Origin of the sequence: Flavobacterium sp. (genome assembly GCF_027484205.1) — a bacterium.
GTDB lineage: Bacteria > Bacteroidota > Bacteroidia > Flavobacteriales > Flavobacteriaceae > Flavobacterium.
This window is the reverse complement of record NZ_JAIXUB010000026.1, coordinates 241806-257332: the sequence shown is the minus strand read 5'-3', so window position 1 is coordinate 257332 and position 15527 is coordinate 241806. Positions and strand designations below refer to the sequence as shown.

Below are 15527 nucleotides of genomic sequence, written 5' to 3'. Positions count from 1 at the left end.
TTGTTGCGCATTTATAAATTCTATTACAATACTTATATGAAATCCTTAAATAAACAACTATTAATTGTAGTTATTTTACTATTTTTTGCTTCTAATGTTTTATCCCAAGTTTATAATTCAGGATATCAAAACGTAGTCAATCAAACATCTCAAACAAATATTACAACAAATTTGAACCAATTTGAAGCTCTTGGATTAAAAAGAAGAGGTAATCCTGGTTTGCAGAATACTTTTAATTGGTTAAAGAATAAATATTTAAGTTATGGCTATTCAGAAAGTCAAATACAAACATATACCTATACTTATTCAGGTTCAACAGAAGTATGTGAGAATTTAGAAGTTACAAAAATTGGAACTTTATATCCAACGACTTTCATAATTATATGTGGTCATTATGATACTATTGCTGGAAGTGGAACAAATGATAATGGAAGTGGTGTAGTTTCAATTTTAGAAGCCGCTAGACTGTTACAAAATATTCCAACAGAATATTCGATAAAATTTGTAAATTTTAGTGGAGAAGAAGATGGTTTAAAAGGAAGTCAACATTATGTATCAAATGTTGTTAATGCAACTAATCCTAAAATGAATATTAGATTGGTTTTTAATTTAGATGAAGTTGGAGGTGTTTCAGGTATGGTAAATAATACAATTACTTGTGAAAGAGATAATTCTACTCCAACAACTAATAATGCTGCTTCTAATACTTTTACAAATCAATTAATTAATTGTGTAGAATTATATACGTCATTAAATACATTTTTGTCTTATGCCTATGCTTCAGATTATATGCCATTTCAAAGCAACAATGAAGTAATTACAGGTTTTTTTGAAACTAATGAAACCACACACAAACACACTGCGACTGATTTATTAGTAAATATGGATCCAGTTTATAATTTCAATGTTGCAAAGGCTACTGTTGCAGCTGCACTTCATTTTGCCATTGCGAATACTTCAACATTATTGCAAGATGAATTTAATAATGACTTTCAGGTTTCTTTTTTCCCAAATCCTACTAAAGAAATTTTAAATATAAATACTGGTAAATTACCATTAGGAAAATATAATTTTTCATTGATTGATGTAAATGGGAAAACGGTTTTCAATACTACAATTGATAATAAAAATCCAATTGAACAAATAAATATTGGCAATTTTTCAGATGGAATTTACATTGGAATTATAGAAAATGACAGTCAATTAATTAGAAAGAAAATAGTTATAAAATAAGTTTAAATAACTTTTATCTTTTTTTTGTATTATTTTAATTACAAATCAGTACCTTTATTAAGATTTTCGAAATTTGATTTCCTTGCTTATGAAAAACTTTAAAACCCTAATTGTTTTTGTTGCATTTTTTGTTTCAAATAATTTATTTTCTCAAATAATTTCAAATGAAGTTTTTATAAAAGGAAACTATGTTGAAGTAGGCGTTAATGATTATGGTGCGTATGGTACAAATGGTTTTGCTCCAGCTGAATATCATCCAAGATTAGAAATCGATAATTTAAACAGAAATTTAGGTTTTGTTGCTGATGCAGATAAAGATGGTTGGGCAATAGGTACACCTAATTATTATGGAGATTTTTTCTATCCTGGACAACGCCAGGAAGGTTTTTCAATACAATTTAATGGAAATAGATATCATAATTGGACTTCAGGAGTTTTAGATATTCCGGGAAATAATATTTCGCTAACAACAGAAGGTACAAATGATGTTACACTATGGCAAGGAACGATAAACGGACTTTTGGTAAAACAAAAAACTATTGTTCCATTGAATGATGTTTATTTTGTTGTTAGAGTTGAGTTGCAAAATACAACGGCTGTTCCAATGACAGGAGTTTATTATGTTAGAACGTTAGATCCAGATAATGAAGTAAGTCTATCTGGCGATTATACTACTTTGAATGAAATTGTATATAAACTGCCAAATGCAAATAATAATACATTAGTTTCGGCTAAAGGATTGTCATACACTGATTGTTATCTTGGATTAGGAACTAGAGATTGTAGAGCTAAACCATTTATAATTACTTCTAGTTTATATCCAAACACTACTGATCCTTTAGATGCAATTTACAATGAAACTTTAACGTCAAGTTTTTTATTTAATGGTTCATTAACATCAGATGTTGGAGTTGGGATTTCATTTGAAATAGGTGATATTGCGCCAGGTGAAACTAAAAGATTTGCGATGGCTTATATTTTAAAACAAACCGATTTAGAAATTGCATTATCACAAACATTACCTGAAGTGAGAATAAATACTACACAAACTTTAGTAAATTCTACAACATACAATTTTTGTGAAGGAGAAAGTGTTAATTTCTCAGTCTTAAATGGTGAAGAAAATGTTTGGCATTGGCAACCAGAAGAGTTTTTCTCAGCTCCTTTTGGAGAAAATGTGGTCATGAGTGTGCCAGATTCAACAACAACATTTACTGTAACAGGCGAATCAGATTGTTCACCAGTTACTTATACTTTTACGGTTACACCAGCAACTTATCAATCGCCATTAAAACCTGTAAATCACGCGTTGTGTAGTGGTTCGTCAACAAGTTATAATCCTTTAGCAGGTGTAACAACTCCTACATCAACTATAAATTGGTATGATGCACCAACAGGTGGAACTTTACTTTCATCAAGTCCTTTATTTACAACACCAGTTTTAAACAATACAAGCGCAACACCTGCTGTTTATACATATTATTATCAAGAAACAAATGTGAGTAGTTGTGTTTCTGAAAGAATTCCATTTGAAGTTACGGTTTATAATTCTTTAAGTCTTCCAAATGAAGAGCTTACATTATGTTTGACGGGAACAACTATTGGAAACTTTGACTTAACAGATGTTGAAACAGTAAATAACGCTACTTATACTTATTATGCTTCAATGGCTGATTTAGCTAGTGGAACACCAATTTCTAATACAACTAATTTTAATAATGTAGCATTGACGCAAACCATTTTTGCTAATGTTGTTGTAGCTTCAGGTTGTTCAGATGTAATTGAAATAACACTTAGAGTTTTTAGTCAATTGAATGTTAATACCGCTGTTTTAAATGGTTGCGATGATGATTTTGATGATACTTTAGCATTTAATTTAACATCAGCTAATAGTACTTTGTATTCAGGAACTGATTCTTCGTTTTCTTACTTTTTAACGCAAGCAAATGCTGAAGATAATATTAATGAAATTACAAATTTCACTAATTATTCAAATATTACAAACCCGCAAACAATTTATATAAGAGTTTATAATACAAATTGTTATCAAGTTACAAGTATGGTTTTAAATGTATATGATAAACCAATTTTATCAACAGGAACATTAACTAGTTGTCAAACAAATACTGATGGTTCAGCAAATTTTAATTTAACATCTGCAAATTCTCAGTTTAATTCTGCTGATACTACATTGGTTTATACATTCTATACCTCAATGTTAAATTTGACTAGCAATATTCAAATTACAAATCCTACAAGTTTTGCTAATACATCAAATCCTCAAACCATTTATGTGAAATCTACAAATGGAGATGGATGTTTTTCTACTACTGAATTGCAACTAAATGTTAATCCTGTAACTAATTTATCAATTTCAAATTTATTTGAGTGTGATGACAATGCTGATGGTTTTGTATCTTTTGATTTAACTGCTAATAATAGTGTTGCATTAGCTTCACTTCCGTCTGATACTTACACTTATACATACTATAATTCTGCTTCTGACGCTTTTTCAGCAATAAATCCTATAACTTCAAATTTTACAAATACTTCAAGTCCTCAAACTGTTTATGTAAGAGCACAAGGAACTACAGGTTGTCCTTATATTATTGATTTTGATTTAGTTGTTTTAGTAAAACCTGTTGTAAATATAAACCCAACAACAATAATGTGTCAAGGAACAGTAATTACTTTAAATGCTGGTTCAGGATATGATTCTTACTTATGGTCAAATGGTGCAACAACAAGTTCAATTGTTGTAAATACTCCAGGTACATATTCAGTTACAGTTTCTAACGATTACGGAGTTTTAAGTTGTACAACAACTGCATCAATCAATGTAATCGAATCGAATGCTGCAACTATAACTGAAATTGATGTGGATGATTGGACTAATGAGGAAAATGTTATCTCTGTTTCGGTTCAAGGTCTAGGAAATTATGAATATTCATTGGATAATGTAAATTTTCAAAGTAGTCCTATTTTTAGTGGATTGGAAAGTGGAATTTATACTGTATATGTTCGTGATGTAAATAATTGTGGAATGGTAAATCAACAAGTATATGTTTTAACTTATCCAAATTTCTTTACTCCAAATGGTGATGGTGTACATGATTATTGGAATATTAGATATTCTACATACGAACCTGATTTGAGAGTAATAATCTATGATAGATATGGTAAAGTTATAAAAGGACTAAAAGGAAGTGATTCGGGTTGGGATGGAACATATAACGGACAAATGCTACCTTCAACAGATTATTGGTTTGTAGTTACAAGAGCTGATGGAACCATTCATAAAGGGCACTTTTCAATGGTAAGATAAATAAAAAATGGCTTCTAAATTTAGAAGCCATTTTTATTATAGTTTTTCTTTTAGATATTTTCCTGTGATTGATGCCTTGTTTTTTACAACATCTTCAGGAGTTCCTGCTGCTAGTAATAATCCACCATTTTCGCCACCTTCTGGACCTAAATCGATGATCCAATCTGCACATTTTATTAAATCTAAGTTGTGCTCAACAACAATAATAGAATGTCCTTTATCAATTAAGGCTTCAAACGAAGCTAATAATTTTTGAATATCATGAAAATGCAAACCAGTTGTTGGTTCATCAAATACAAACAATGCTTTGTCTTTAGTATTTCCTTTTACTAAAAATGAAGCTAATTTAATACGTTGTGCTTCACCACCAGAAAGAGTAGAAGAGGATTGACCTAACTGAACATAACCTAGTCCAACATCTTGTAAAGGTTGTAATTTTTGCATAATTTTAGCTTGCTTGTGTTCGCTAAAGAATGAAATAGCATCATCAATTGTCATTGTTAGAATATTATCAATGTTTTTTCCTTCAAATGTAACTTCGAGAATTTCTTTTTTAAATCGTTTTCCGCCACAAGTTTCACATGGTAATTCTACATCAGCCATGAAAACCATTTCTACATTAATAGAACCATCACCTTTGCAGGTTTCACATCTTCCGCCGTCAACGTTGAACGAAAAATGTTTAGGTTGATAACCACGAATCTTAGATAATTTAGTTTTAGAAAATAAATCACGAATATCATCGTAAGCTTTAATATAAGTCACAGGATTAGAACGAGAACTTCTACCAATTGGATTTTGATCTACATACTCAATATGATGAATTCTATGATAATGTCCTTGCATATCAGAGAATTGACCAGCTTTTTCACCAACACCTTCTAATTTTTTTTGAATGGCAGGAAATAATATTTTTTTGACTAATGTACTTTTTCCACTTCCAGAAACTCCTGTTACAACCGTTAAACATTCTAAAGGAAAACGAACGTCAAGATTTTGTAAATTATTTTCTCTTGCTCCAAGAATATCTATATAAGTACTCCATTTTCTTCTCGTTCTTGGAACTTTAATTTCTAATTCACCATTAAGATATTTTGCCGTTAATGAATCTGATTTTAAAATTTCATCAAATGTTCCTTGAGCTACTAAATTTCCACCATGAGTTCCAGCTTCTGGACCAATATCAATAATCATATCGGCTTGTTTCATGATGTCTTCGTCATGTTCAACCACGATTACGGTATTTCCTAAATCACGCAGATTTTTTAATACACCAATCAATAATTCCGTATCTTTTGGGTGCAATCCAATGCTTGGTTCGTCCAAAATATACATCGAGCCTACTAAGCTACTTCCCAGTGATGTAGCTAGGTTAATTCGCTGTGATTCACCACCAGAAAGTGTTGCTGAATTTCTATTTAATGTCAAATATTCTAGTCCAACGTTACTCAGGAATGCCAATCGGCTATTGATTTCGATTAAAAGTCTTTTTGCAACTGTTTTATCATAATCAGACAATTGTAAATCAGCGAAAAATGGAATTAATCTTTTGATAGGTAAATCAACTAAATCAGAAATTGTTTTTCCTCCAACTTGAATGTAATTTGCTTCAATTCGTAGTCGTTTTCCTTTACATACATTACATTTGGTTTTTCCACGATAGCGTGAAAGCATTACGCGATTTTGAATTTTATAGTTTTTTTCTTCTAATTCTTTAAAGAAATCATTCAGACCTTGAAAATATTGATTTCCTTTCCAAACCAAATCTTTTTGTTGATCAGAAAGTTCAAAATAGGGTTTATGAATTGGGAAATCAAACTTGTAAGCTTTGTTTACCAATTCGTCTCGATACCAACCCATACTTTCACCTCGCCAAGGATAAATAGCATTTTCAAATATAGAAAGTGCTGTATTTGGAATTACTAAATCTTCATCAATTCCGATAATGTTTCCATATCCTTCACAAGTTGGGCAAGCACCATAAGGATTATTAAAACTGAATAAATGAACATTAGGTTCTAAAAAAGTCATGCCATCTAATTCAAAGTTTGAACTAAATTCTAAACGATTGTTATTTGTCAAATCTTGAAGATAGCATTCTCCTTTTCCTTCAAAAAATGCGGTTTGAATGGCATCAGAAAGACGATTAAAAAATTCCTCTTCGTCTTTAACAATAATTCTGTCAATAATTAATAGAACATCTTTGTTACTCAATTGATTTACATTGAGCGCAGATGAAATGTCGTCTAAACGAATCATTACATTATTGACTAAAATTCTTGCAAATCCTTGTTGAAGAAGCACTTTTAGTTTGTCTTCCAACTTTCTTCCTTGTTCTAGATGAATAGGAGCAAGAAGCAACCAACGACTTTCTAGTTCGAAGGTTTTAACTTTATTAATTACATCTGAAACGGTATCTTTTTTAACTTCATTTCCTGAAACTGGAGAAATTGTTTTACCAATTCTAGCAAAAAGCAATTTTAAATAATCATAAATTTCTGTAGAAGTTCCAACAGTCGAACGAGCGTTAGTAGTATTTACTTTTTGTTCAATAGCAATTGCAGGTGCGATTCCTTTGATGTATTCTACTTTTGGTTTATCCAAACGTCCAAGAAATTGTCTTGCATAAGATGACAAACTTTCTACATATCTACGTTGACCTTCAGCATATAAAGTATCAAATGCTAAAGATGATTTTCCCGAACCCGAAAGTCCTGTTATTACTACCAATTTATTTCTTGGAATAGCAACATCAAGCGACTTTAAATTGTGAATTTCAGCGCCTTTTATTAAGATATTTTTTTTAGGTTCAAGTTGGGAGAAATCTTTTGTAATCATAGCAAGATTAGAATTTTTGCAAAGATAATGATTTATGAAATTAGAAATAGTATAAACATGATAGCATTATAATGCATTTATTATTAATTTAATAAATGTTTAATTCTAAATTTTAATCGTTAGAAATGATAATTTACAATTTTAATGATCAAAATCATTAGTTTTTGTTAATTGGAAATCATTAATTTAAATTTTCAAATCAAATTTACCTATACATTAACTCAACATTATGTCTTTTTGTTAAAATAAAAATTTGTTAATTAATACCAACAAATCATTGATATAGTAGATAATTCAATCGTTATAGTTGTGTTTTTTTTTGTATAGTTTTTATATAGTTGGACAAAAAAATAGTTTTGAAATATTAATTTATCTTTATGTTCTAATCTAAAAATTATTATTTATGAAAAAAATTACTCTCTTTTTATCATTGATTCTTTGTTCTTATTCTTTTTCACAGAATTTAGTATCAAATGGTGGTTTCCAGACAGGTACTTCTGCACCATGGACTGGTAATGCAGCAAATGTTGTTGATTTGGGAGCAGGAGCTTATGTAAATCAAGCAAATGTTACGGCTGTAGGAAATCCTTACGATGTAAATCTAAGTCAAAACATTGCTCTAGAAAACACAAAAACTTATGAGTTGAGTTTTGATGCTTTTACTGATTCTGCTACTGGTACAAGAACTATGATTGTAGGTCTAGGTCAAAATAATGCTCCATACATTGCTTTAACAGCAACATCAACATTAACAGCAACTTCACAAACTTTTACATATCAATTTACTGTAAACTATGGCGAAGCTGTTGGTGATAGAGTTATTTTTGACATGGGTGCTGCCACAGGTTATGTTTTTATTGACAATGTTTCTGTTGTGGAAGTTGTTAATACTTGTAGTAATGGCGTACAAGATGGTACAGAAACTGGAATTGATTGTGGTGGATCATGTTCACCATGTATTGTTTCTCCTACAGTTGCTGCTCCAACTCCACCAGCTAGACCAGCTGCTGATGTTGTTTCGATTTACAGCGATGCATATTCAAACATTGCAATGACTAACTTTGATGCTGGATGGTGCGGAGGTGCTGCAACAACTCAAGTTCAAATTGCAGGTAATAATACTTTAAGAAAAAATAGTGGAGTTGTTTGTCATGGTATTGACTTTCAAACAAATAGACAGAATTTGACTAGTTTTACTCATATCCATTTTGACTATTATATAACCGATACAGATTTGACTGGTGATGTTTTTAATTTAAAATTAGTTAATTTTAATGGAGGATCATCTGAAAGCTCTGCTTTAGAGATTAATACAAATGGTGGTACTACTCCTCAGCTTGTTGCTAATCAATGGGTTTCAGTAGATGTGCCTATTACCGCTTTAGGAGGAGTTGTTGCAGGTAATTTGGCAAGAAATGACGTTGCGCAAATTGGTATTACTACAGCAATGGTAAACAATGTTTGGTATGATAATATTTATTTACACAAAAACACAGTTTTATCTAATTCAGATTTTAATTTATCAAAAGTAAAATTATATCCTAATCCATCTAAAAATGTTTTGAATATTGAATCTGTAGGCGATTCTAAAGAAATTTCAATTGCAAACCTTTTAGGTCAAAAAGTATATTCAACATCTTCAAACAATGAGTTAATATCTGTTGATGTTTCTACTCTTCAATCAGGTATTTATATTGTTAATGCAATTATTGATGGTAATGTTTCTTCAACAAAATTCATAAAAGAATAAGTTTAGTTTTTTTTCATTTGAAAAGGCTGTCTGAAAAGACAGTCTTTTTTTTGTTATTACATGTAGTTTTTTTTAAAATTTACTTTAATTAGTTGTACATAAAAACATTATTTACATTAAATTTACCTTATAATTGTTTTGCACTATTTACGAAAACTCTAATCACATGAAGGGAATTAAATATAGTATTGTTTTTTTTTATTTGTTACTCCTTAACTCAATTTGCTATAGTCAAGAGTTGCCTCCAATAGTTAAATATTATTCCACTACTTACAACGCAGGAAATCAAAATTGGATGATTTCTCAAGATAAAAATCATTATATATATTTTGCTAACAACGAGGGTTTATTGGAGTACAATGGTTCAAATTGGAATCTATATAAATCACCAAATGAGACAATTATTCGATCTGTAAAAGTTATTGGAAATAAGATTTATACAGGTTGCTACATGGAGTTTGGATTTTGGACAAGGAAAAGTAATGGCCATTTAAGTTATACTTCTTTGAGTAATAAAATAAAATCAAAGATTCTTGATGATGAACAATTTTGGAATATAATTAGTTATGACCAATGGGTAGTTTTTCAATCTTTAAACAGAATTTATATTTATGATACAAAAGTACATACTTTTAAAATTATTATTCCAAAGAAAGGAGTTTTAAAGTCTTTCAAAACATCAAACTCTATATACTATCAAACAACTGATTATTCGTTATTTGAAATTGAAAATGGAACAAGTAAATTGATTTCTGATAATTCAATTTTAAAAGGAAATAAAATTGTTAATATTCTTTCTATTGATGAGGGATTACTTATTCATACACAATTTAATGGATTTTATAAACTTATAAATGGAAATTTAGTTAAGTTTAATACCGATGCAGATTCAGAAATTGCCGCAAGTAGTATTTATAGTAGTCAAATTTTATCAGATGGAAGCTTTGCTGTTGGAACGATTTCAAATGGTGTTTTTATTGTTACAAAAGAAGGCAAAGTTAAATATCACATTACCCAAAGTAAAGGTATGTGTAACAACACTGTTTTATCATTAATGGAAGATGCTGAAAAGAATCTCTGGATTGGATTAGATAATGGAATTAACTGTATCAATCTGCAATCTCCAATTAAAAGTTATACTGATGATACAGGTATGTTGGGTACTGTTTATACTTCAGTAGTACATAATAATAAATTATACATTGGAACAAACCAAGGTCTTTTCTGTAAAGATTATTTGAATGAAGAGCAATTTAGATTTGTCAAAGGCACTAAAGGTCAAGTTTGGTCGCTTTTTATTCATGATAATACGCTTTTTTGCGGACATGACTCTGGAACTTTTATAATTGATGATGAGAGTTCTAAACTCATTTTTTCTCAATCGGGTACTTGGAAATTTGAAATGGTTTCTAAACATAATGATTTAATAATTCAGGGAAATTATTATGGTATTTCAGTTTTGCAAAAGGTTAATAATCAATGGGTTTTCAAGAACAAGATAGAGGGTTTTAATTATTCATCAAAATATTTTGAACTTACAGATGATAATGAAATGTATGTAAGTCATGAGTATAAAGGTATTTTTCGTTTTCAAATTGATAGAAGTTTTAAAAAATGTTCAAAATTATTTACTTATACCAATCCGCCTAAAGGGAAAAATGCGGGATTAGCTAAATTTAATAACTCTATTTACTATGCTTATAAAGAAGGTATTTTTAAGTTAAACCCAAAAACTAAATTATTTGAAAAGGATAAGTCATTAAGTAGTGTTTTTGATAATAATGAATACAATTCAGGTAAGTTGATTTTAGATAATTCTAACAAACTGTGGCTTTTTTCCAAAAATTACATTTATTATTTTACCCTGAATAAATTGAATTCAAGTTTGAAGAAGAATGTTATTTCTATTCCATCTACTTTGACAAATTCTATGTTAGGATATGAAAATATATCACAGCTTTCTAATTATCAATATCTTATTGGTACTACAGATGGTTACTATGTAATAAATATAAACGATTTAAGTATTAAGAATCATACGGTATCGATTACAGATTTAAGTATTAATAAATTAAATGGAAAACAAGAAAGTAAGTCACTTTTAGAAGTTGGAACCTATCATTATGATGAAAATAATGTAATGTTTAGTTATACTGTTCCTGAGTATAATAAATATATTTATGCAGAGTACCAATATCGCTTGGATGGATTTCAAGATAGTTGGAGTGAATGGAATGCTAAATCAACGGTTAGTTTTAAGAATCTACCTCCAGGAGATTATGTTTTTAAAGTGAGATCAAGAGTATCGAATTCTGTAAATGATAATTTAGCAACTTATTCATTTACCATAAAAAAGCCATGGTATGCTACTAATTTTGCAATTTTGATTTATAGTTTATTAATTATCATGTCTTTTATTTATATAAACAAACTGTATAAGAATTATTACAATCAGCAGAGAGAAAAACTTATAGAAGAAAATAATTTACTATTAGAAATCAAAGAGCTTGAGAACGAACAACAACTTATGAAAATAAGGAATGAACAATTATCACAAGATTTTGAAGCAAAAAATAAAGAATTAGCTGTGTCTACAATGAGTTTAATTAAAAAAGACGAATTGTTATCTTTAATTAAAGAAGATTTGAAAAAATCTACTGACGAAAGTAATAACAGAAGTATAAAGTCGGTTATTTCAACAATTACTAAAAATATTTCTGAGGAAGATAGCTGGAATGTGTTTAAAGAAGCTTTTGATACTGCCGATAAAGACTTTTTAAAGAAAATTAAGCAAGCACATCCTTCACTAACTCCAAATGATTTACGTCTATGTGCCTACTTAAGATTAAATTTATCATCTAAGGAAATTGCACCATTATTAAATATTTCAGTAAGAAGTATTGAAATAAAGCGATATCGTTTGCGAAAAAAAATGGATTTACCACATGAAAAAGGTTTGGTTGAATACATTTTGTCAATATAAAGTTAAAATTTATTTAAAATTTACCTATACATTTCCTCAACAATAACGTTTGAGAACTCTTTTTTGTTTAAAAAAATAATTACTGAATAGTATTATTTAAAGGGTTTTATTGATAAAAATCAGAACTATACATCTATTTTTTTAATTGTATGTTTTTTGTTGTGGTTATTATTGTCAATTGTATAAAAATTCATTAGTATTTTTATGAAATCATTAAAACCAAACATTACGCATTTTAAACTATTAACCTAAATTTTGTATTTCAAATGAAAAAAATTATTTTTTTATTATTTTTTTGCAGTTCACTTAGTATTTTTTCTCAAACTGAAAAAGTAATAATTGAAAAAAATAACTCAGGACATAAATTAACAATAAACGGTAAAGATTTTATTGTTAACGGAATGAATTGGGATTATTTTCCAATAGGAACTAATTACTCCTACAGTTTATGGAATCAATCAGATTCTTTTATTCAACAAGCGCTTGATGATGAAATGGGATTGCTCAAAAATATGGGAGTTAATACCATTCGTGTTTATTCTGGTATTCCAAAAAAATGGATTGAATACATTAATACCAATTATGGAATTTACACTATGTTGAATCACTCTTTCGGAAGATATGGTTTAACTATTGATGGTGTTTGGAAACCTAATACAGAATACTCAGATGCTAAAACACGTGAACTTCTTCTAAAAGAGGTTACACAAATGGCAAGTGATTATAAGGATACAAAAGGATTATTACTTTTTCTTCTAGGAAATGAAAATAACTACGGTTTGTTTTGGGATGGAGCTGAGACAGAAAATATACCAGTAAAAGACAGAAAATCTACCGCAAGAGCTCGTTCTATGTACAAATTATTTAATGAGGCAGTATTAAAGATGAAAGCTGTTGATGGTAATCATCCAATGGCAATATGTAATGGTGATTTACTATTTCTTGATATCGTTTCAGAGGAATGTAAGGATGTTGACATCTTAGGAACAAATGTTTACCGCGGAGTTTCATTTGGTGATTTATTTGAAAGAGTAAAAAAAGAGTATGGTAAACCAGTGATATTTACTGAGTTTGGTTCAGATGCTTTCAATGCTATTACAAATCAGGAAGATCAAAATGCTCAAGCGTTTTACTTAAAAGCAAACTGGAAAGAAATATATGAAAATGCTTCTGGAATGGGAAAAGCAGGAAATTCTTTGGGAGGTTTTACGTTTCAGTTTAGTGATGGTTGGTGGAAATATGGTCAAACTAAAAATTTAGATACACACGATAATAATGCATCATGGTCAAATGGTGGTTATCAAAAAGATTTTGTTGAAGGCGAAAATAATATGAATGAAGAATGGTTTGGTATTTGTGCAAAAGGACCAACAAATGATAAAGGTTTTTATCAACTATATCCAAGATCAGCTTACTATGTTTTAAAAGATATTCACAAGTTTAATCCTTTCACAGAAAATGTAAGTAAAGCTTCAATAAATAGTCATTTTGACGAAGCAAATCTTATGGATGCTTCTCTAAGAGCAAGAGCAGATAAAGCAGCATTGGCAAGTAATGATTCAGATATTTTGAAAATAAGTAATCTTAGAGCTGAATTTACAACGTTCAATACAGGAGGAAGTTTACTAACTACACCAGATAATGATGATCCAGATACAAATGTATATCCTAACAAATTAGGTTTTGATCATATGGAATCATATTTTGTTGGAGTAGAAGGAAATCCTTCAGCAAATATGAAAGCAAACATTAATGTAAGTATTTTAGGTAGAGTTGCTGAAAATCCTATTAACGAAATTTTTTACGAAAATAGAGGTAGAGCTCAAAACCTTCTTTCAGATGAAGGCGAAATTGTAGCAGATGATGTTAATAGAGTTAAAATTTATAATGCATCATACAAATGGAACGCTAAAGATTTTGAGTTAAGAGGTTTCTACAGAACTGGTCATTATCATTGGGGTTATGAAGGTGATTTTTTTGGTCTATATCCAGAGGCAAACTATGGACCAAATTTAGATATATATAATGGAGAAACTCTTGGTTTTGAAATCGACGGAAAAAGAAGTTTAAATGGTTTAAAAGCAGCTTTTGGTCCTCAATTATGGTGGGGTGCAAATCCAGCATACTTACTTAAATATAGTAGAAAAATAGGAGCTTTCGATGCAACTATTGTTTATCATGAAGATTTGTCTAATTCAACTTCAGCAACAACTTCAATATTTATTCCACAACCTAAAACCAGAAGAACTACTGTTCATTTTAAAACTAAGCTTGAAGATTTTGGTTTTGAACTTGGAGGAATTTGGGGAGGACAACCATTAAACGGAAGAGAATTCCAAATGATGGATAATGATGTTGTAAAAGTTGATAAAGTAAACAATAAGGACAATTGGGGTGGAAAAGCAAAAATTACTTTTTCTAAAGGAAAATTCAATGCTTATGCTCAAGGAGCTATTATGGGATTAGTTGCTAATGGTGGTGCTGATGCAACTCAAACTTTTACAGGTTGGAGATTAAAAGATACTGGTAGTGGAAATCAAATGAACTTCCTAACAGGTTTTACTTATAATGTAAGTTCTAATTTGCAAGTTGCTCCTAACTTCTTGTGGCAAGAGCCTTTGGTAGAAGCAATGCCTAATGGTGTTGATGCTCCAGGAAGATTAAGAAATATTTTAGATGATCCTTTTATTGTCAGAGCAAATAGAAAAACTGTTGGAGGTGAACTTTTATTAACCTATGATCCTACTCCAGCTACATGGATGTATGAATGGAATAATGATATGGTTGAAGATGCAAAATTTGCATTTAGCACAGGTTTTGTTTACAGACATTTGCCAACAACACAAGATGCTGCAATTGGTTTTTTATCAAATAGAACACCATTTGCATTTGAAAGATCTGCTCCAGCTCAAGATTTATGGGAATCTAATACTAGAATAGTTTCTAAATTTAGTTCAGATTTTGGTGTGATTGCCAATATTTATTTTGGTAATGGACAAGCAAATGGTGATTCAGAAAGAACAATAAATAGATTTGGTGGTGACGTTAGGATGATTTATAAAAAAGTTAAAGTAGTTTCTTCACTTAAGTTTAATGATTGGGGTCCATATGATTACCATAGAGATTTTAACTTAACTTTTCCCGTTCAAAGTTCTCTAGATATTTCAACATCAGTTGGTAAACCAAATTGGTTTGTCTTACCTGATACAAGAATTGGAATTATGGGTATTTGGCGTTCATTAGATCAAAACTCTGGTTCAAGATACTTACCTAACTACGTTCCAGAAAATACATTTCCTGCTGTTCCAGTTTTAAGTCCAGTTGGATTTGGAAATGGTACAGAATGGGAGATTAGAACTTATATTCACATAAATATTGGAAAATAATTTTAAAAAATT

General features: G+C 29.8%; 6 protein-coding genes. 5 read left to right on the top strand and 1 reads right to left on the bottom strand.

All coding sequences use genetic code 11. The annotated features are described in order from the left end of the window. The first annotated feature begins 36 nt into the window (after positions 1 to 36). Together Q0049_RS15105 and Q0049_RS15100 are read left to right on the top strand one after the other, a co-directional pair. A complete protein-coding gene (locus Q0049_RS15105; RefSeq protein WP_298121581.1) occupies positions 37 to 1233 on the top strand; it encodes a M28 family peptidase in 1197 nt (398 codons plus the stop codon). Positions 1234 to 1321: 88 nt separating this feature from the next. Then, complete coding sequence (locus Q0049_RS15100; protein WP_298121578.1) at positions 1322 to 4558, top strand: T9SS type B sorting domain-containing protein; 3237 nt, start codon at positions 1322 to 1324, stop codon at positions 4556 to 4558. A 36-nt stretch (positions 4559 to 4594) separates the two neighbouring features. Here the strand turns inward: Q0049_RS15100 and uvrA are convergent, their stop codons facing one another. Next, positions 4595 to 7396: an excinuclease ABC subunit UvrA gene (gene uvrA, locus Q0049_RS15095; protein ID WP_298121575.1), complete on the bottom strand. Its 2802-nt coding sequence runs from the start codon at positions 7394 to 7396 to the stop codon at positions 4595 to 4597. Between the two features lie 403 nt (positions 7397 to 7799). Here uvrA and Q0049_RS15090 point away from each other — a divergent pair, with 403 nt between their 5' ends. From Q0049_RS15090 to Q0049_RS15080, 3 genes are all read left to right on the top strand, one after another. Continuing rightward, on the top strand, positions 7800 to 9146 hold the full coding sequence (locus tag Q0049_RS15090) for a T9SS type A sorting domain-containing protein (protein WP_298121572.1): 1347 nt from the start codon (positions 7800 to 7802) through the stop codon (positions 9144 to 9146). 166 nt (positions 9147 to 9312) lie between these two features. Continuing rightward, on the top strand, positions 9313 to 12129 hold the full coding sequence (locus Q0049_RS15085; RefSeq protein WP_298121569.1) for a triple tyrosine motif-containing protein: 2817 nt from the start codon (positions 9313 to 9315) through the stop codon (positions 12127 to 12129). 266 nt (positions 12130 to 12395) lie between these two features. Continuing rightward, complete coding sequence (locus Q0049_RS15080; RefSeq protein ID WP_298121566.1) at positions 12396 to 15515, top strand: glycosidase; 3120 nt, start codon at positions 12396 to 12398, stop codon at positions 15513 to 15515. Positions 15516 to 15527: the final 12 nt, after the last annotated feature.

What these genes read in the sequence shown, in the direction of transcription:
- Q0049_RS15100 (WP_298121578.1), top strand. Translation starts at nt 1,322, where the DNA reads ATGAAAAACTTTAAAACCCTAATTGTTTTTGTTGCATTTTTTGTTTCA.
- Q0049_RS15090 (WP_298121572.1), top strand. Translation starts at nt 7,800, where the DNA reads ATGAAAAAAATTACTCTCTTTTTATCATTGATTCTTTGTTCTTATTCT.
- Q0049_RS15085 (WP_298121569.1), top strand. Translation starts at nt 9,313, where the DNA reads ATGAAGGGAATTAAATATAGTATTGTTTTTTTTTATTTGTTACTCCTT.
- Q0049_RS15080 (WP_298121566.1), top strand. Translation starts at nt 12,396, where the DNA reads ATGAAAAAAATTATTTTTTTATTATTTTTTTGCAGTTCACTTAGTATT.
- uvrA (WP_298121575.1), bottom strand. Translation starts at nt 7,396, where the DNA reads ATGATTACAAAAGATTTCTCCCAACTTGAACCTAAAAAAAATATCTTA.
- Q0049_RS15105 (WP_298121581.1), top strand. Translation starts at nt 37, where the DNA reads ATGAAATCCTTAAATAAACAACTATTAATTGTAGTTATTTTACTATTT.